The sequence below is a fragment of the Microbacterium sp. BWT-B31 genome, from assembly GCF_041379855.1.
Taxonomy (GTDB): Bacteria; Actinomycetota; Actinomycetes; order Actinomycetales; family Microbacteriaceae; genus Microbacterium.
Window position 1 is genome coordinate 44116 of record NZ_JBFECU010000007.1, and the last position, 17830, is coordinate 61945.

The 17830-nt window shown below is 65.8% G+C and carries 19 protein-coding genes and 2 pseudogenes; 11 read left to right on the top strand and 10 right to left on the bottom strand.

What is annotated here, in order from left to right:
- Positions 1 to 38: 38 nt before the first annotated feature.
- Positions 39 to 182: pseudogene (locus tag AB1K54_RS09050) on the top strand (acyl-CoA dehydrogenase); the annotation flags it as partial.
- A gap of 13 nt (positions 183 to 195) precedes the next feature.
- Here the strand turns inward: AB1K54_RS09050 and AB1K54_RS09055 are convergent.
- Positions 196 to 1173, bottom strand: a complete 978-nt coding sequence (locus AB1K54_RS09055) for a hypothetical protein (protein WP_371202419.1) — start codon at positions 1171 to 1173, stop codon at positions 196 to 198.
- 309 nt (positions 1174 to 1482) lie between these two features.
- On the opposite strand from AB1K54_RS09055, the gene rpsF reads away from it, so the two are divergent.
- The 4 genes from rpsF (at position 1483) to rplI (ending at position 3212) form a co-directional block, all read left to right on the top strand.
- On the top strand, positions 1483 to 1851 hold the full coding sequence (rpsF, locus tag AB1K54_RS09060) for a 30S ribosomal protein S6 (protein WP_371202420.1): 369 nt from the start codon (positions 1483 to 1485) through the stop codon (positions 1849 to 1851).
- Between the two features lie 4 nt (positions 1852 to 1855).
- Positions 1856 to 2353 (top strand): single-stranded DNA-binding protein, encoded by a 498-nt coding sequence (locus AB1K54_RS09065; RefSeq protein ID WP_371202421.1) that lies wholly within the window; start codon positions 1856 to 1858, stop codon positions 2351 to 2353.
- A gap of 140 nt (positions 2354 to 2493) precedes the next feature.
- The gene (gene rpsR, locus AB1K54_RS09070; protein WP_005054609.1) at positions 2494 to 2748 is read left to right on the top strand and encodes a 30S ribosomal protein S18; all 255 of its coding nucleotides are present in this window, start codon (positions 2494 to 2496) and stop codon (positions 2746 to 2748) included.
- 11 nt (positions 2749 to 2759) lie between these two features.
- Positions 2760 to 3212, top strand: a complete 453-nt coding sequence (rplI, locus tag AB1K54_RS09075; RefSeq protein ID WP_371202422.1) for a 50S ribosomal protein L9 — start codon at positions 2760 to 2762, stop codon at positions 3210 to 3212.
- 191 nt (positions 3213 to 3403) lie between these two features.
- Here rplI and AB1K54_RS09080 read toward each other — a convergent pair whose 3' ends face one another.
- The gene (locus tag AB1K54_RS09080; RefSeq protein WP_371202423.1) at positions 3404 to 4285 is read right to left on the bottom strand and encodes an oxygenase MpaB family protein; all 882 of its coding nucleotides are present in this window, start codon (positions 4283 to 4285) and stop codon (positions 3404 to 3406) included.
- A 710-nt stretch (positions 4286 to 4995) separates the two neighbouring features.
- On the opposite strand from AB1K54_RS09080, the gene dnaB reads away from it, so the two are divergent.
- The 4 genes and pseudogenes from dnaB to AB1K54_RS09100 all read left to right on the top strand — a co-directional run bounded on the left by dnaB (position 4996) and on the right by AB1K54_RS09100 (position 8339).
- Complete coding sequence (gene dnaB / locus AB1K54_RS09085; protein WP_371202424.1) at positions 4996 to 6378, top strand: replicative DNA helicase; 1383 nt, start codon at positions 4996 to 4998, stop codon at positions 6376 to 6378.
- Positions 6379 to 6625: 247 nt separating this feature from the next.
- Positions 6626 to 6946: an ATP-binding protein gene (locus AB1K54_RS09090; protein ID WP_371202425.1), complete on the top strand. Its 321-nt coding sequence runs from the start codon at positions 6626 to 6628 to the stop codon at positions 6944 to 6946.
- A gap of 91 nt (positions 6947 to 7037) precedes the next feature.
- Positions 7038 to 7333: pseudogene (locus AB1K54_RS09095) on the top strand (transposase); the annotation flags it as partial.
- Positions 7334 to 7619: 286 nt separating this feature from the next.
- Complete coding sequence (locus AB1K54_RS09100) at positions 7620 to 8339, top strand: hypothetical protein (RefSeq protein WP_371202426.1); 720 nt, start codon at positions 7620 to 7622, stop codon at positions 8337 to 8339.
- Between the two features lie 41 nt (positions 8340 to 8380).
- Here AB1K54_RS09100 and AB1K54_RS09105 read toward each other — a convergent pair whose 3' ends face one another.
- The 3 genes from AB1K54_RS09105 to AB1K54_RS09115 form a co-directional block, all read right to left on the bottom strand.
- Entirely contained in the window at positions 8381 to 9403 is a 1023-nt protein-coding gene (locus AB1K54_RS09105) for a tripartite tricarboxylate transporter substrate-binding protein (protein WP_371202427.1), read from the bottom strand.
- Positions 9404 to 9475: 72 nt separating this feature from the next.
- Complete coding sequence (locus AB1K54_RS09110) at positions 9476 to 10012, bottom strand: tripartite tricarboxylate transporter TctB family protein (protein ID WP_371202428.1); 537 nt, start codon at positions 10010 to 10012, stop codon at positions 9476 to 9478.
- Positions 10009 to 11520, bottom strand: a complete 1512-nt coding sequence (locus AB1K54_RS09115; protein ID WP_371202429.1) for a tripartite tricarboxylate transporter permease — start codon at positions 11518 to 11520, stop codon at positions 10009 to 10011. Before AB1K54_RS09115 ends, AB1K54_RS09110 begins: the two co-directional genes overlap by 4 nt.
- 237 nt (positions 11521 to 11757) lie before the next feature.
- Here AB1K54_RS09115 and AB1K54_RS09120 point away from each other — a divergent pair, with 237 nt between their 5' ends.
- Positions 11758 to 12651: an NAD(P)-dependent oxidoreductase gene (locus AB1K54_RS09120; protein ID WP_371202430.1), complete on the top strand. Its 894-nt coding sequence runs from the start codon at positions 11758 to 11760 to the stop codon at positions 12649 to 12651.
- Positions 12651 to 13370, top strand: a complete 720-nt coding sequence (locus tag AB1K54_RS09125; RefSeq protein ID WP_371202431.1) for a class II aldolase/adducin family protein — start codon at positions 12651 to 12653, stop codon at positions 13368 to 13370. The genes AB1K54_RS09120 and AB1K54_RS09125 overlap by 1 nt, the downstream gene beginning before the upstream one ends.
- A 54-nt stretch (positions 13371 to 13424) precedes the next feature.
- Here the strand turns inward: AB1K54_RS09125 and AB1K54_RS09130 are convergent, their stop codons facing one another.
- From AB1K54_RS09130 to AB1K54_RS09150, 5 genes are all read right to left on the bottom strand, one after another.
- Entirely contained in the window at positions 13425 to 14192 is a 768-nt protein-coding gene (locus tag AB1K54_RS09130; protein ID WP_371202432.1) for an IclR family transcriptional regulator, read from the bottom strand.
- An 89-nt stretch (positions 14193 to 14281) separates the two neighbouring features.
- Positions 14282 to 14824 carry a 3-phenylpropionate/cinnamic acid dioxygenase subunit beta gene (locus AB1K54_RS09135; RefSeq protein ID WP_371202433.1) on the bottom strand — a complete coding sequence of 181 codons (543 nt, stop codon included), beginning with the start codon at positions 14822 to 14824 and terminating at the stop codon, positions 14282 to 14284.
- Positions 14824 to 16299 (bottom strand): SRPBCC family protein, encoded by a 1476-nt coding sequence (locus tag AB1K54_RS09140; protein ID WP_371202434.1) that lies wholly within the window; start codon positions 16297 to 16299, stop codon positions 14824 to 14826. The genes AB1K54_RS09135 and AB1K54_RS09140 overlap by 1 nt, the downstream gene beginning before the upstream one ends.
- 42 nt (positions 16300 to 16341) lie before the next feature.
- Positions 16342 to 17604: an NAD(P)/FAD-dependent oxidoreductase gene (locus tag AB1K54_RS09145; RefSeq protein WP_371202436.1), complete on the bottom strand. Its 1263-nt coding sequence runs from the start codon at positions 17602 to 17604 to the stop codon at positions 16342 to 16344.
- A gap of 2 nt (positions 17605 to 17606) precedes the next feature.
- A complete protein-coding gene (locus tag AB1K54_RS09150; protein WP_371202437.1) occupies positions 17607 to 17804 on the bottom strand; it encodes a ferredoxin in 198 nt (65 codons plus the stop codon).
- Positions 17805 to 17830 lie beyond the last annotated feature (26 nt).

The window sequence follows — 17830 nt, forward strand, 5'->3', positions numbered from 1 at the left end:
CCTGCGCGGGCTCGATGCGCACGTCGATCCAGTGCGAGCTCGCCTTCGACGGCGTGCTTCTGGAGAACTCGCCGATCCGGCACGCCGCGAACCTCGAGTCGGTGCGCACCTACGAGGGCACCGACGAGGTGCACACCCTGGTGCTGGGCCAGCACCTGACGGGCATCGCGGCGTTCCGCTGAGGCGGTGGCCGACTCAGCGGTTGAGGTCGTCGGAGTCCCACGTGAGCGACGAGCCCTCGCGCAGCGGGAGCGCCTCGAGCGACGGATGCGTGCACACCGCGCGGATCAGCTCGGGCGAACCGGCGACGATCGTGGAGTCCGAGTCGATCTCGATCGCGACGGCGAACGTGTGGTCGGCGGGCCAGATCCAGCTCGGGGAGTGCGTCCACCGGGGCTGATCCTCGGCCCACGGAACGGTCGCGGCCCACTCGGGCGTCGCGAGCTCCGACAGCGCGCCGTGGAACAGCACGTGATCACGGTTCGGCAACGACAGCCGCGGACCGCGCGAGATCTCGTCCGGCAGCACGCCCCGGTGCCAGGTCCTCTCGCGAACCACGCCGTTGAGCACGTCGAACTCCGCCGCGGCGCGCAGGCTCACCCACTCGATATCCTGCGGCTGCTCGTCGGACGACGACATCGCGAATACGGCGCGCGCCGGAGACTCGCCCGTGAACCCCACGATCCCGCCCCACCCCTCCCACACCGCGATGTACACGTCGTCGGGCGTTGTGGTGTGGGAGGCGAGCACACCCGCGAGACCAGCCAGCGCCGCCGCGTCGAGCCGGCCCTCCTCCGGCGGCCAGTAGCGCCAGCCCGCGGCATCCGTCGACTGCCCCGACCGCTCGGAGAGCGGGTCGTTCCGCACCAGCCGGTGCCACTGGGCGCCCGCGTGCATGGTGGTGCCGAAGGCGACGGATGCCTCCGCCCACGTCACCGGCTCGGTCTCGATCTGCACGCCGGCGCGGGAGAACTGCACCCACTCGGCGCGGTGCGTGTCGACGGGCTCAGGCGGCCACGCCCGGCCGACCGGGCGGTCGCGCACCGTCGGGTGGAACACGCGCGCGTACGCCGGGAAGCCCCGTGGAACGAAGTCGTGCATCGTCCCGCGCCACGGGTCGTCGATGCGCTCGCGCAGCCAGGCGCCTTTCGAGGCATCCGCAGTCCACTCCATCGGCTCACGTTAACTTCCTCGCCCCGGCCGCGTCGTCGACATCGCGCGTACTCGCCGAAACACCATGACGTCGACGTCGACAGCGGGGCTTCTCGGCGAGAAACCGCGGTTTCGACATTCCGGGGGGCGGGCGTGAGGGTGAGGGCGGGATGCCTCGCGGGAGCGGATTCGGCCTGCGACCAGGCATCCGGTACCATAGGAGGGTTGTCCGTGGTGGTGTGCGCCCGCGCGCCGAGCGGATGACGTGCTAACACCCTCCTGCTGCAGGGAGATGCCTTGCAGCCGTTCTAGTCCGAAGGAGGTGGGTCAGTGACGCACAAGTACGAGCTCATGGTCATCCTGAGCCCCGAGATCGACGAGCGCCAGGTCGCCCCGAGCCTCGACAAGTTCCTGAAGGTCATCACCACTGATGGTGGCTCGATCGACAACGTCGACATCTGGGGCAAGCGCCGTCTCGCCTATGAGATCCAGAAGAAGAACGAGGGCATCTACGCCGTCGTCAACTTCACCGCATCGAGCGCTGCCACGCAGGAGCTCGACCGCCAGCTGAACCTCGACGAGCGCATCATGCGCACCAAGGTTCTGCGTGCGGAGGAGGCCATCGCGCTGGTGGCCGCCGAGCAGAAGCGCACCGAAGAGAAGGCGGCCCGCAAGACCGCCAAGGCTGCGAAGGCTTGAGACCATGGCCGGTGAGACCATCATCACCGTCGTCGGCAACCTGACTGCCGACCCCGAACTGCGCTACACGCAGAACGGGCTTCCCGTCGCCAACTTCACCATCGCGTCGACGCCTCGCAACTTCGACCGTCAGGCCAACGAGTGGAAGGACGGCGAAGCGCTGTTCCTTCGCGCGAGCGTCTGGCGCGAGTTCGCCGAGCATGTCGCCGGATCGCTGACCAAGGGGATGCGGGTCGTCGCGACCGGTCGCCTCAAGCAGCGCAGCTACCAGGACCGCGAGGGTCAGAACCGCATCTCGATCGAGCTCGAGGTCGACGAGATCGGCCCCTCGCTGCGGTACGCGACCGCTCAGGTCACGCGTGCCGCCGGAGGCGGTCAGTCACGGCCTCAGCAGCAGGTCGCGGACGAGCCCTGGTCGACTCCTGGTTCTTCGACCACCGCAAGCGGCAATGCCGACGCGTGGAGCGCGCCCGGCGCCTACGGCGACGACACCCCGTTCTGACGCGACCCGGAGCAATGCCGCACAGCGGCGTTGATGCGGGTCGGGTCACGGTCGAGTGGGCCGCGCAGCGGCCGTATCGAGACCCCCCATTCAAGAAGCCTCGCCACGAGGCATCCGATTTCCACACGTAAGGAAACACCATGGCTGGAAAGGCAACCGGCGACCGCCGGAAGCCGCGGAAGGGCGCGAAGAACGCAGCCCCCGCGAAGGCGATCCGTGTCGGCGTCATCGACTACAAGGACGTCGCCACTCTTCGCAAGTTCATCTCGGAGCGCGGCAAGATCCGCGCCCGTCGTATCACCGGTGTCTCGGTGCAGGAGCAGCGTCTGATCGCCAAGGCGATCAAGAACGCGCGCGAAATGGCGCTCCTGCCTTACGCCGGCGCTGGCCGCTAAGGAGTACCGACATGGCAAAGCTCATTCTCACGAACGAGGTCGCCGGGCTCGGTGGCGCCGGTGACGTTGTCGAGGTCAAGAACGGGTACGCCCGCAACTACCTCATTCCCCAGGGCTTCGCTGTCGCGTGGTCGCGCGGCGGCGAGAAGCAGGTCGCTTCGATCCGCGCCGCCCGTGAGGCGCGCGTGATCGCGAGCCACGAAGACGCCGTGGCCCTCAAGGACGCCCTCGAGGCCGCTACCGTCAAGCTCGCCGTCAAGGCCGGCAACGAGGGTCGCCTCTTCGGCGCGGTGAAGACCTCCGACGTGGCCGACGCCGTCAAGGCCGCGGGCCTCGGCGAGCTCGACAAGCGCAAGATCCAGATCACCTCTCCGATCAAGTCGGTGGGCGAGCACGAGGCGACCGTTCGCCTCGGCGACGAGCTCACCGCCGTGATCACCCTCCAGGTGGTCGCCGCCAAGTAATTCGCGCACGACGGATGCCGCGACCCGGCCCTCTCCTGAGGGCTCGGGGCGCGGCATCCCTCGTTCTGGCGCTCTGTCGGGGTTGAGTCGGCTCATCGGGGTGAACTCGGCTCGAAAGGCGAGCCGAGATCTCCCGATTGAGCCGGATGATGGATGCCGCGGCATCTGTCATCTCCGCGATCGCGTGATGGTCACAGCAGGGGGCGCCCCTGCGCCATGCGGCGGCGCAGGTCGCGCAGCGGGACCCGCAGCGGAGCCTCGCGCAGCCAGCGCGGCGACAGCAGGGTGAGCGTGCGCATGCGGCGGTTGAAGGCGTCGTAGCGGCGCTGGTCGTCGCTTGACCAGTCCAGGCGCATGAGGCGACGGAAGTCGGGGCCGAGGTGTCCTGCGACCTGACGGGTGCGCAGGCGCTCGAACCACGCGGGCAGCCGCTGGGGGCCGTACTCCATGCGCACGACCTTCATGAGGTACGCGCGTGTGCGCTCGTCGATCTCGAGGCCCGCGAGGGTGCTCGTCCAGTACTCGTCGAACGCCGCGAGATCGGCCGGCCAGTCCTCGGCGCGCAGCTGAAGGGTCGTGCCGAAGACCTTCGCCTGCTGGTAATACTCCTCGGCCGCCGCATCGACAAGCTGCCCGTGTACGAGCGTGTACGACTCGACCGACCCGCGATAGAGGCAGGCCGCCACCCACTTCTGCAGGGCGGGGTCGAAGGCGTTGTAGGCGACCTCGGCGGCGGCATCGGACCGCACGTGGGCGTGCGAGCCGTTGACCGCCTTGCGCATCGCCGCCCGCTCAGCGGGGGTGCCCAGCACGCACACGGCGATGTAGGCGAGAGTCGTGCGGGCGCGGCGGTGGGGGTTCTTGAAGAGGTTGCCCTCGTCGACGGTGCTCTGCATGACGCCGTACGCGACGGGACGATTCGCGAGCTGCATGACGACGTTCGCCGTGCCGCTGAACACGACGAGCCAGTTCGCCGCGTCCCGCAGCAGGGGGGTCTCGATCGCATCGAGCTCGTGCCGAGTGCGGCCCTTCGGCTTGGTGACCGGGGCGTGTTCATCCGACGCGATGCTCATGTCGGCACCGTACCGAGGGCGACCGGGCGATCACAACAGCGGATGCCGCGACCTGCGCCGGACGCTGCCGGAGTCGCACGGTCAGGAACGGGCCCCGTGCGCCGGTCGCGGGAGGAGTCGGCGACACGGGGCGCGACGGCATCACCGCCGCCGGCCGCGTTCGCCTCTCACGACGACGTTTCGCGTTCCGCGCGAAGCGCGCCCGAGGGGGACCTGAACCTGCGAACGCGGCGCCCCCGCCGGATGATGTGCACACCTCGTGGAGCCCGGTTGCGCCGACGCCGAAACTATGCACAGGCGAGGGTCAAGACAGCAACCTTCAATGAGGACTTCAAACACATGCTCATCCACAGGCTGTGAATGAATTAATTCCAGATCAGGGTACAGAAAAAATTCTTCCGTTTGAATCATCCCGGGCGTTTTCCACAGACGTTGTACACAGGTCTCCCGGCGTTTCGCCCAGACATTCCACATAGTTATCCACAGGCAGTCTTGCGTGTGGATGACCGGATCCCTACGGTGGGGGTCGGCCCGTTAAGGAGCGCGATCCGACCGTCGTGGTTGACGGTCCGGGGGCCCGTCAGCGCCAGATGTCGTACGTCTGTGGTGTGCTGAGCGCGACGGCGGCAGCCTGCCGTCGCGCGGCCCCCGGATCCTGAGACGCGCCGGTCGAGAACCCCCGGGCACACCCGGCTGAACATTGTGGAGGTATGGCGCCTGTGTCGATCGCTGACATCTCCGAAGACCGACTCGGTGGCCCCCGAGAACACGAGCGCACCCCTCCGCACGATCTGCTGGCCGAGCAGAGCGCGCTGGGCGGCATGCTCTTGTCGAAGGATGCCGTCGCCGACGTCATCGAGACGCTGCGGGGCGCCGACTTCTATGTGCCCAAGCACGAGCTGATCTTCGAGGCGATCCTCACCCTGTACTCGCACGGCGAGCCGACCGACGTCGTCGCGGTGACCGACGAGCTCATCAAGACCGGTGAGCTGCAGCGCGCGGGCGGTCCGGACTACCTGCACTCGCTGACATCCATCGTTCCGACCGCTGCGAACGCCGGCTACTACGCGTCGATCGTCGCTGAGCGCGCGCTGCTGCGGCGCCTGGTCGAGGCCGGCACGCGCATCGTGCAGATGGGCTACTCGGGCCAGGGCGACGCGCTCGAGCTCGTGAACAACGCGCAGGCCGAGATCTACTCCGTCGGCACCGCGCAGGAGTCCGAGGACTACGTGCCGCTGACGATCGCGGTGGATGCCGCGGTCGACGAGATCGAGGCCGCTCGCGGTCGCGACGGTCAGATGACTGGCATCCCCACCGGCTTTCAAGGGCTCGACCAGCTCACCAACGGCCTGCATCCGGGGCAGATGATCATCATCGCGGCGCGGCCGGCCATGGGCAAAAGTACCCTCGCTCTCGATTTCGCGCGCGCCGCGGCGATCAAGCACGACATGCCGACGATCTTCTTCTCGCTCGAGATGGGACGCAGCGAGATCGCGATGCGTCTGCTCAGCGCCGAAGGCGCCATCCCGCTGCAGGCGATGCGCAAGGGCACACTCGACTCACGCGACTGGACGACGATCGCCGCGACCCGCGGCCGCATCAACGAGGCCCCGCTCTACATCGACGACAGCCCCAACATGACGCTCGTCGAGATCCGCGCGAAGTGCCGGCGGCTCAAGCAGCGCGTCGGACTCAAGATGGTCGTGATCGACTACCTGCAGCTGATGACCTCGGGCAAGCGCGTCGAGTCTCGCCAGCAAGAGGTGTCGGAGTTCTCGCGTGCGCTCAAGCTGCTCGCCAAGGAGCTCGGCGTGCCGGTCATCGCGCTGTCGCAGCTGAACCGCGGCCCTGAGCAGCGCGCCGACAAGAAGCCCGCCCTGTCAGACCTTCGCGAGTCGGGCTCGATCGAGCAGGATGCCGACATGGTCGTGCTGCTGCACCGCGAAGCCGCCTACGAGAAGGAGTCGCCCCGCGCCGGCGAGGCCGACCTCATCGTCGCCAAGCACCGCAACGGCCCCACCGACACCATCACCGTCGCCTTCCAGGGGCACTTCTCGAGGTTTGCGGATATGGCGCCGGGGGATTTCGGGTAGTAGTAGTGTAGGGATTTTTCTGAGATGTCCGGTTCGCGGGTGAAATGTCCACGCGATGTCCATCTGGACCTTTCTGAGAAGGTCGACGGGCGAGCCGGCCGAGTTTCTATTCGTGCGAGGTTCGGGGAAGGCCCTCATCGACGCACACTACGCTCTCCGTGGTGAAGGCAGGCTACCGGGTCTACTCCGCCGCCGCCGACCTCGCCGCCCGTTGCCACGCGCCGCGATCGAAGGCAAATGGGCAACCATGATGCGGTTCTTCGCCGGCCCGACCCTGCTCATCATCGACGAGCTCGGCTACCTGCCGCTGCCTGGGGAGGCCGCGTCGGCGCTGTTCCAGGTCATCAACCAGCGCTACCTGGAGACCTCGATCGCGATCACCACGAACCGGCCGGTCGGCGCCTGGGGCGAGATCCTCGGCGACACCACGGTCGCCGCGGCGATGCTCGACCGGCTCCTGCACCGCAGCGTCGTCGTCACCCTCGACGGAGCCTCCTACCGACTCCGCAACCACACCGCCGCAGCCGACGAACCCCGCCGCGTCACCACCGGCACAACCCGGCGCTAACCTGACCGGCGACCTGGAGAACCTCGGTGAGCAACGCTGAGGAGATTCGCTGAGCGCCGTCAGTGTCCCAGGCTGTCGTGGTCGCGATCGAGTCGCCGCCGACGGGCGGAGGGAAGTCCTCGGGTTCGAAGTCGGAGACACCGAGTCGCAGCCGTTTGGATCACGTTTCTGCGGTCGCTCAAGTCCCGCGGCCTCGATGGCATGAAGCTCGTGATCAGCGACGATCACACCGGACTGATCGCCGCGATCGATACCGTCTTCCAGGGCTCCAGTTGGCAGCGATGCCGAGTCCACTTCATGCGCAACCTGCTTTCCAACGTCCCGAAGAGCGCTGGACCGATGGTTGCGTCGATCATTCGCACGATCTTCGCGCAGCCCGACACCGAGCACGTGTGACGGCGCTCAGCGAATCTCCTCAGAGGGGACTGTCTGCTATTCGGAGTTTCTGGGTCAGCCTGATCGAAAGGAATGGGCCGTGATGGACACGCTCGAGATGATCGATCTTGTGACTGAGGCGCGACAACTATGACTTCGGCGTAGACGGAGTTTGAGTCTGAACGCTGGTCGACTCTGTCGTGAGTCCAGCCGCATGCACCCGATCCACGAACCTCTCCGCGAGCGTCGCGTGGGCGAAGTCGGGCGGGAGCGCCGCGGAGAGCTTTAAACTTGAGGAATGCAGGACGGTCGGTCGACCCAAAGGGTGACAGCGCATGAGCAGCGACTTGCGTGGAGCCTGATCGTCGACACTGCGCCGTGTGACCCGGCATGGGGTATTGCTCTCGACCGCGTTCTCGCGGCGGCAGTTGGGAGCGGGGAGCGCGGGCCAACCCTGCGAGTATGGCAGCCGGATCGTCCGGTCCTTATTGTGGGCCACGGACAGGGGGACAGGGAACGAGGCGGCGTCGGCTTCTTCGAGCGTCCGACGTCGGGATCGGCCTGGCTCGCTCAGGACCCGGCAGTGATCCTCTGGTCCGTGATCGCACCTCTGGGCCGGCTGGCTTCCGGGAGTGCGGCGAGTTCCCTGGAAGCGGCAGCAGAGTGGCCGCTCGCGTCGTTGCGTCAGCTTGGGCTTCAGGCGAGCGTCGACTCGACCGGCGCCATTAGGACGCCGATGGGCGTCGTCGGCGCGTGCGCCCGGGTCGAACTCAATGGGGTCGATCTGACCGAGGGCGTCATCGACTACGCGGTCAGCGCGGAGTTCCGAGCGGACTTCGAAGCGGTCGAGATCGAGAATGTGCGCAGCCAGTCTGGGTTGCCACTCCCGCTCGTCGTTGACCGCTTCGGAAGGATGGCGAGAACTCTGTACCGGGCGGCGACCGACACGCCGACGAAGCACGAGATCGCGGCAACGGAGCGCGCTGTATCCGGCTGTGAAAACGACGTAGCGGGGTGAGGCTTGGATCGTCCAGGCGTCACCCCGCTCCGGGGAGTTGGTCAGTTGCCGTAGGCCTTCTTGATCAGCGCCACGTACTCCGCCGAGGAGTTCATCACGTCGATGACGAGGGACTGCACGTCCTCACCGCTGGCGAACACGACGGGACGTCCCGCTTCGGCGGCGGTCTTCTGGAACCCGGGGTCGGAGACGACCCTCTCGAACGCGTCGCGTATCACCTGAAGTGTCGCCTCGCCCATCGCGGGTGGCGCGGCGATAATGCGGCCGCTAGAGACGAGGGCGGAGTGCAACTCTGCGAGCTTGGCCTTGGACGACGGCACCACGTCGGCGAGGACATCGACGTCGGCGATCTGTTCCTCGCCCGTGTTGGTGCCGATCACGAGCACGGGCACGAGGTCGCCCGCGTCGATGCCGGGAAGTTGGCTGCCGAACGACCGCGAGTGTAGCTCGATGTTGCCCTGGACGACGTTGAGGCTCGCCTCGTTGCTTGATGCGAAGCCGGTGACGATCTCGTTATCGAGGCCGAGTAGGGCGTTGAGTACCACCGCGTCGATGTACTCGTTCGAGCCGGGGCCCGTAGCGGCGAAGCGCTTGCCGGCCAAATCGTCAGCGGAGCCGATGCCGGAGGAGTTGCTGGTTGCCACGACGTCCGGCTCCGAGCTGATCTGTCCGATATAGCTCATTGCCTCGGCGTCGTACAAGGCACCCTCGGCCCCGGCCAGCGCGGCACCGAGGTGACCGGGGCCATTCAGCAGCACGAGGGTCTTCCCGTCGGGCCTGGCGTGAATGACCTCGTTTGTCGCGAGGATTCCGCCAGCGCCCGGCTTGTTCTCGACGATGACAGTTGCCCCCAGTTCTTCGCCGAGTTCGGGCGCGAGCATGCGGGCGTAGGCGTCGTACCCACCACCCGGATCGAACGGGACCACGAGGGTGATCGTCTGGCCCTTGAGTGCCTTGACGGCGTCTTCTGGCGAGGCGGCGGCGTTCGTCACGCCTGCGGGCGTACAGGCTGCCAGCACGCCGACAGCGGCGAGCGCGGCGAGCCCTGCTGCGGTCTTGCGCATGGGGTGTCCTTTCAAGTTCATGCACTCCGGTCGTAGGCGACCGGTTCGGGCAAGGGTTCTGTTGTGTGTATGTCAAGCGAGGCCGAAGAGCCCGCCGGGAAGAGGGAGTTTGAGTACTAGTTCGAACGTGACGTAGATCGTTCCGACGAGGGTCGCCGTGTAGATGGCTGTGAACCACCAACTCTTGGCGGCCTGGAACCTCAGATAGCAGACCGTGAAGACCACCATCGCGACATATATGCCGAAGACCGCGAGGAAGACGAAGAAGCTTCCCAGCCAGCCGACCGAGTTGACCCAGTCCTTCAGGGTGAGGCTGCGGAAGAACTCGTATTCCTGGTCGGCGACCGGCGTCGCGGCCTCGGGTATGTTCGTCTTCGGGGCATCCACCTTCCGGGGGAAGAACAGGACGCGGATCACGAAGATCGCGCTCGAGAGGGTGCCGGCGCTGCTCACTCCGAGAGGGAAGTAGGCCGCCAGCGACGGCCAGGAGGCGGCGGTCGCGAAAGCCGCGATGAAGATCGCCAGCATGATGATGGTGACGATGAGGTCCGGCTTGTTGACGCGGTGCCACCAAGAGTCGTTCGCGGTGTGGATGGCTTCGGTGCTCATACCAGGGTTCCGTTCATGCTGCGGGCGAGCCGTGCCCGATACCGCTTCCGGGCGATACGAACCCCCGTGAAGATGATCATCACGGCGATGATGAACTCGATGAGGATCACGCCGGGTCGGTTGAGCCAGCCCCATTCGAACAATGAATAGCTGACGATGAAGTAGCGCTCGAGGATCTCGCCGAGCACAAGCCCGAGAAGCAACGGGATCCGCGGCCACTTGAATCGAGTCGCCAGGACACCGATGGCAAGGAAGACGAGCATGGTCCAGACGTTTTCGATCGCCCCCGTCGCAGCGAAGGCGCCGATCGTGAGCATCGTGACCAGGAATGGCACCAAGATGCGACCGGTCACTGACGTGAGCTTGGCCAGGGGCCGGATAAGCAGAAAGCCGATGATGGCAGCGACGATTGTAGAGAGGACGATGATCCACACGAGGGACAGGGTCACGTCGAGATGCTCGTCGAGCATCTCGGGACCGGGGTTCAGGCCCTGGATTAGGAAGGCCCCAAGCAGCACCGCCATGCTCGCACCGGCGGGGACGCCGAAGGCGATTGTTGGAACGAGATGGCCGCCGTCCTTTGCAGTGGTGGTCGCACCGGAGGCGATGACGCCCTCGATCGATCCCTCGCCGAAATCTTCGGGGTGCTTCGAGGTCTGCTTGGCGTGACCGTACGCGATGAACTGCGACACAGAGCCGCCGAGACCCGGCAGTATGCCGAGCACAGCGCCGATCGCGCTCGCACGCAGTGTCAGCCACCAGTAGCGCAAGCTGTCCTTGACGCCATGCAGGACGCCGCCGAGGCGGAGGGGGGCGTCGTTCTTCGTGTGGCCCGACTTCTCGAGCATGGTCTGGAGCACTTCAGCACCACCGAGGAGTCCCACGACGACCGGGACGATGCCGATGCCCTCCCAGAGGTGGAGGCTGCCGAAGGTGTAGCGCGGAATGCCGAGGTTCGGGTCGATCCCGACGAGCGAGATCAGGACGCCGATGACCGCCATGATAACGCCCTTGTTGATGCTTCCACTGGAGAGTGACGCGATGAACGTCAGGCCGAGCACGCCCGCGGCGAACAGTTCGGGTGCGCTGACCGCCATCATGAGGGGCCGCATCACCGGAATCATTGCCATCAGCAACAGTGCGCCGAAGATCGCCCCGATCGCGGAACTGGACAGCGAGGCACCCAGAGCCCGGCCGGCTTGACCCTTCTTCTTGAGCGGATAACCGTCAAGCACCATGGCGGCGGAGGTCGGTTCGCCGGGTATGCCGAAGAGGATCGACGTGAAGTCGCCCGCGATCGCAGACACCACGTACATGCCGAGCAGCAACGAGAACGCCGGTACCGGATCCATGCCGAACGTGACGGGGATCAGCAGCGCGAGAGTTACGGCTCCTCCGAGGCCGGGGAGGATTCCGACCACGAAGCCGATCGCGACACCGACGAGCAGCATCAAGAGCGACATCGGGCTCAGCGCTTGACCGAGCGCAATCCAGATCGCTTCAGGCATGCGCAACTCCTCTCTGGCTCCTTCGCCAGGATCATAAATGCCTCAGGTGCTGTCCTGTTCGTCACGGTTGTCACAGTACAGAAAGCTTCTCTAGCCAGAGAACGTACACAATCGTCAGATCGTCTGTCAACTATGGTCAATCGGCGCTTCGTTGGTGCACCAACCAAATCCAAGAAGATTGCTGAACAGAAACGAGTTCTGTATCCTGCAAGAAATGGCGCATGAAGGGTAATACCTATGAACATTGAACATGTCGGAGTCGTCGGACTCGGGACGATGGGCAGGGCGTTGAGCGAGAGTCTTATCGCGGCGGAGCACTCGGTGGCAGTCTGGGACCGCCACGCTGACAGGATCGCGACGACGGCGATGCTCGGGGCCGCTCCGTCGGTGAACCCGCGCGAGCTCGCTGGGCAGACCAGCTTGGTCTTTCTCGCACTGCCGAACCCGACCGCCGTCCGGGAGGTCCTCTACGACGAGGAGATCGGCGTGCTCGCTGGATTGCGGGAGGGTGCGCTCATCATCGACATGACCACGGGCGATCCTGAGCTCGCTGAGGAGGTCGCTAACAGGGTCAAGGATCTCGGTCGCGGGGCACACTACATCGATGCGCCGGTGTCGGGTAAGCCTCCGCAGCTGACCGTCATGGTTGGCGGTTCACCAGGCGCACTCGGCGATGCCGAGTCGATCGTGGCCGATGTCGCGGGAGCGATCATCTACGCCGGCGCCCTGGGCATGGGGTTCGCGACGAAGCTCACTCACCAGCACGTCAAGTACGCCACGCACCTGGCCGTCGCCGAGGCGCTCGTCATCGCGCAGCGCGTCGGTCTCGACATCCCGACGACGATCGAGGCGATCGAACTATCGACTGGTGTCGAAGGTGGGTTGAAGGGCGTCGTCGAGTACTTCTCGGGGAATGCACGCGCCGTCGCGAAGCACGCACCCACGACGACAATCGCCAAGGACATGCGGCTGGCGACGGCGCTCGCCGAATCGGTCGGCGTTTCCAGCGCCACGCTAGCCGCCGCGTACGCCTTCTTTGGCGAGGCGGCCGAGGGTGCGTACGCGAAACGCCCTTATCCCGAGACCATTGCCCGGCTCGAAGAGCTTCGCACCGTCCCGCAGGAGGCCTGATGCCACTCGACAACTCGACGCCGGTCGTTCTAGCCGAGGCGTGTCGCATCCTGGCGCATGCGGGTCTCGCGGAGGACATCCTGGGTCACGTGAGCGTGCGGACCGAGCGTGGGCTGGCCGTCAGATGCCGGGGACCCCTGGAGAGTGGTCTGCTCTTCACGCGTCCGGAAGACATCCACGAGGTCGCGCCCGGGGTGGAGCTAGAGCCGGGATACGACCCGCCGAACGAGTTGCCGATTCACACCGAAGCGATGCGTGCGCGGCCCGATGTTCGGGCGGTGGTACACGTGCACGCGCCGCACGTCATCGCCGCGGACCTCGCGGGAATCGAGCTGCGGCCGGTCGTCGGTGCCTACAACATCCCGGTCATGCGCATGGCGGTCGGCCGCATCCCGATCTACCCTCGCAGCGCTCTCATCAATACGAATGAACTTGGTCGCGAGGTGGCGACTGCGCTCGGGCCGGCTCCTGCGCTGGTCCTACGCGGCCATGGAATCGTAACCGTCGGCCACACGCTTGAGGAGGCCGTGATACGGGCGCTGAACGTCGAGATCCTGGCCAGGATGCTTGTGCTTGCGAGCGCGAAGGGGAAGGTCGAGTATGAGGTGTCGGCGGAGGACATCGCCGCCATGCCGGACCTCGGCTCGGCTTTCAACGACACCTTCGTGTGGCGTTACCAGCGGTCGCGGCTAGAGCACGCCGGCCTGGCGGTACGTTGAGCGCACGGCTGCAGTTCATTAACGGACGGTGGCAGGTAGACGGGCCCACCGCCATCATTTGTTCGGCGCCGTGCGCAGCGCTTCCTCGATCTCGGCCGCAGCCGCGTGCAACTGCCGGGCGATGAGCTTCCGATCCTGCTTCGACATCCGTGACGACGGTCCGGCCGCGTTGATCGCCGCGATCGTCGCGCCGTCTGGGTCATGGACGGTCATCGCCATCGACGTCACATCGTCGTGGCGGAAGTTGAGGGCGTATCCGATTTCTCGGATCTGATCGAGCTCAGTCTGGAGTTGCTTGGCGTCGACTCTCTGTTCCACTAGCTGAGCGAGGATCTTGTCGAGCCGTTCATTGCTCATATCCGCGAGCAATGCTCGCCCCATAGCGCTCGTGTGCGCTGGCAGGAGTTCGCCCGTGCGGTCTGCGACGCGCAACTGGCTTTGACCCTCTGCTCCGAGGACGTACCGCACATTCAAGCCCTCCAGAACTGCGAGGTGGACGGTCTGATCCAGACGCACCGCCAATTCACTGAGGATTGGACGCGCGATTGCCCGGACGTCCATGTTCCGCACAGCGGACAAGCCCAGGTCGAGAAAGACCGGGCCGAGCACGTAGGTGCGAACTTCCTCCTCTTGCCGGACGAAGTCGAATGACTGCAGCATCGCGAGCAGGCGATGGGCGGTGGATGTCGAAACGCCCAGGGCCGTCGCCGCATCGGAGAGACGGAGCCGAGGGTGATTGTTGAACATAAGGAGCAGCCGGAGTGCATTGCCGACCGACGAGATGGGGTAATTGGGCTGCTTCGCGCTTTCGACTTCGGACACCGGGCCAGTATAGACCGATCCCGCAATGCGGTAAGAATACGATGATCTTTCCGCACTGCGGGAACGGTGTTTGCGATGTCGTCTCCGCCTCAGAGAAAGACCGAGAGATTCTTGGCTAGGAGCACCGTCTGGTCGAGCAGGAGATGGCGGCGTACGACCTTCCATCCGTCATCCGTCTTACGGAGCGTGTCCTTCCGGCGGCCGACGAAGAAGTCCGTTTCGTCGGCGACGCGGTTGCGGTAGACCAGAAACCTGCTCGAGAGTTTGACCGCGGGCCAGTTCACCTCCTCAATGCGTATGTTCGTCACGAGGTGCGATACCCGCGAGACGGGCTCCTCGGCCCAGTGCACGCCGGTGGCGAGTTGCATCACGCGCAGCTCCACCGTCGACTTCGGCTCGTCGAACCAGCACACCTCGGACCCAACGGCAGTCTCACCGAGTGTGTCGGCGTCGGCGTACTCAACGTTCCTCCGCAGCGGCACGCTGTAGTTGTAGTCCTCGGCGAGGAGATCGAGCCACTCGGGGTAGCGGCGCTCGTCGATGAGGTCGGCCTCGGCGAAGAGGAACTCCGACACCTCCTGCAACAGGGCCCAGCGGTCGGGGCCTGCGCTGTAGTCAGGTGCGTTAGCCATCAGTGTGCCTCCTTCTGTTCAGCGAACTCGGCCGTCATCTCTTCCTCCTGTCGACGGATGATCGCCTCGACGCGGTCATCGTCACGCGCAATCTCGATGAGCTCCTCCCAGCTGAGATTGTCGACGAACTCGGCCCAGCGGCGATAGAACGCGCGGGCGTTGACCTCGCCCGAGATCGCGTGGTTAGAGTGCACCGCGCGGTCGAGCTCGGAGAGCACCTCTGTGCCGAGGCCCTGTTGATAGTTGTAGGGGTAGCGTTGCGCGATAACGCCCTTGGAGGCCTGTGTCGCGTAGTCCCAGTTCTCCATGTCGTCCTGTTCTGTCATGCCGGCAGGGCCGCCGTATCGCATGTAGTACTGCCGCAGCCACTCGCGCACGTGCTGCGGCGCGCGCTTGTCGGTCAGGAACCAGCGCCATACCTCGGTTTCAGTCGGGCTAATCGGGTGGGCGACGAGGATGGTGCGGGGGAAGCCTGCTGCGAACGACATGTTCGGGAACATCGTCGCGGGGCCCCGACCGCCGAGTCGACGACTCTCGGCTTGGAGGCGCTCCTTGCGCACCGCCCAGGCCTCGTCGAAGTACTCGTTCATCTCGGGCTCGACGAACTCGGGGTACGCGATCTCATAGGCCAGGTTGTCGCTCGCGCCGTGGCCGTTACGAAACGATGTCTTCATTCGGCCAGCCGAGTGGCCGCCCTGATCCTGCCGCTCGCCGTGGCGGCGCTTTCCGCGTCCGCCGGGTCCGATGCCCACGGCTTCGACCGACGCGTGCGTGGACGCACCGTGGTAAGTGTCGCCTAGGAAGTTCTCCGAGACGAACTTCCAGTTCGACTTGATGCGCCACTTGAGCACGCCGCGGAACACCTCAGTGTCGCCGGGTGTGCCGTCGAACGCGTCCGCGAGGTTGTCGAGCCACCAGTGGAAGTCGCCGACGTAGTCGAGGAATTCCTCCGCGTCCTCGTCCCAGTTGGCGAAGATGAGGCCCTTGTAGTTGAAGACGTTGGGGCAACGCACGAGACCCCAGTTCGGCTTGTCCAGCTTGCCGTCGTACGCCGCCTTCATGTGCGGCACGCCGAAGAGGTCGCCCGGGACGTTGACGAGGCTACCGTCCATCGAGTACGACCAAGCGTGGTACGGGCAGGTGAACTGGGTGGTGTTGCCCTCGTCGTAGCGGCAGACCCGCATGCCGCGATGGCGACAAGAGTTGAGCAACACGTAGATCTCACCGTCGACGTCGCGCGTGAGAAGCACTGGGTCGCTGCCCATCCACGATGAGAAGTAGTCACCAGGGTTGGCGACCTGTGACGCATGGCCGACGAAGAGCCAGGCGCGGGTAAACAGGTTCTTCATCTCGAGATCGAAGACCTCCGGGCTCATGAAGACCTCACGGCTGATCTGACCGGTCTCCAGGTCGACCAGATCCCGAGCCTGTCGCGGAGAACGCGCCTGCGTGGTGGAGCCGATGTTGATGGCCATGGGGGACACTCGCTTTCGTGTGGGGACGACGGGTGGTGAAGGTCAGGGAGTGGGAACAGGGGCCGGGCGAGGGCCCGCCGCGAGCTTCCCGAGCTCGACGAGCATCTCAGCCGTGGTGGGGTCTAGGGGCAGCAGCCGCCGGACGGCCGCCATGCCGCGTGGCCACCCGAAGGTTACGACCGCGCCGCAGCCGTCGTCGTCGCCGTGCGTGTAGACGGCGACCCGCCGGGGGGGCGCTCCATCGAGCATGAGGAGGTCGACGTGGGCGTCCGGATCCGGGTAGCCGGCGACCTGGATCTTCTCGCCGAACTGATCGGACCAGAAGTAGGGCGCCTCCCGGTAGCCGATCGGGTCGTCACGGTGCAGGAGGTTGTGGGCGACGATAGTCGCCTGGTCTGCCGCGTGATTCCAGTGGCCGACCCGCCGTGGCTTGGCAGAGTGCACATCGTAAAAGTGCGCGACGTCACCGATCGCGTACACACCAGCCGCGCCGAACGCGCGGCACCGGGCGTCTGTGATGACACCGTTGTCGACTCTTATTCCCGAGCCCTCTAGCCACCCCGTGTTCGGTTCGGATCCGACGCCGACGACGAGGACGTCGGCGTGGACTCGCCTCCCATCTTCCAGCGTGATCACCGCGCCGTCGCCATCGCGCGCGATCGAAGCGAGGCGCGCCTCGCTGATGAGGTCGACACCGTTGGCCAGGTGGGTTGCGGCAATGTGGGCGCTAACGACGGGGCCGAGACTGCCTTGGAGCAAGTTCGCGTGGCGGTTGATGATCGATGCGCGGAGGCCGAGGCCACGAGCGACGGACGCCGCTTCGGCGGCGATGAACCCGCCTCCCACGACGACGACATGTGCGCCTTCGTGTAGCTTGGCCCGCAACGCATCGGCGTCTGCGAGCGACCCGATGACATGGCCGATCGGCTCGCCGTCGTCGGTGAGCAATTTCCGGGGCGAGAGGCCGGTGGCAATTACGAGACCGTCATACGTGATGACCTGGCCGTCGGAGACGGTAACAGCGCGCGACGCGGTATCGAGTGACGCCGCGGATGCCGTGATCACGTGAACGTCGAGCGAGGCCCACCCACCGGGGATTAGATCGAGCTGGGCCCGCGCCCGCGCACCCGTGAGATAGTCCTTCGACAGAGGTGGGCGGTCGTATGCCTCGCCCGCATGGGGCTCGATGACGACGAGTTCGCCAGCGAAGCCGCGGGATCGGAGCGCCTGGGCCGTGCGCGCGCCGGCCACCGACCCACCGACGATGACGATCCGGTTCAGTGCAGCGCTGGTACGGGTGGTCATCGTCACTCGCTCTCGACCAGCATGAGGGCGTTCACTGGGCAACTGCGGATGCCGGCCTGCACGGTTTCGATGTCGTCATGCTCGACGGTCTCGTGAGTGATGACGACAAGGCCTTCGTCGTCTAGATCGAGGTGGCCGGGATCGATGGCGACGCAATTGCCGTAGCTCTGGCAGAGCCACCGCTTTGATTCGATTCGCATGGTCACTCCTGAGGGGACTCGGGCCG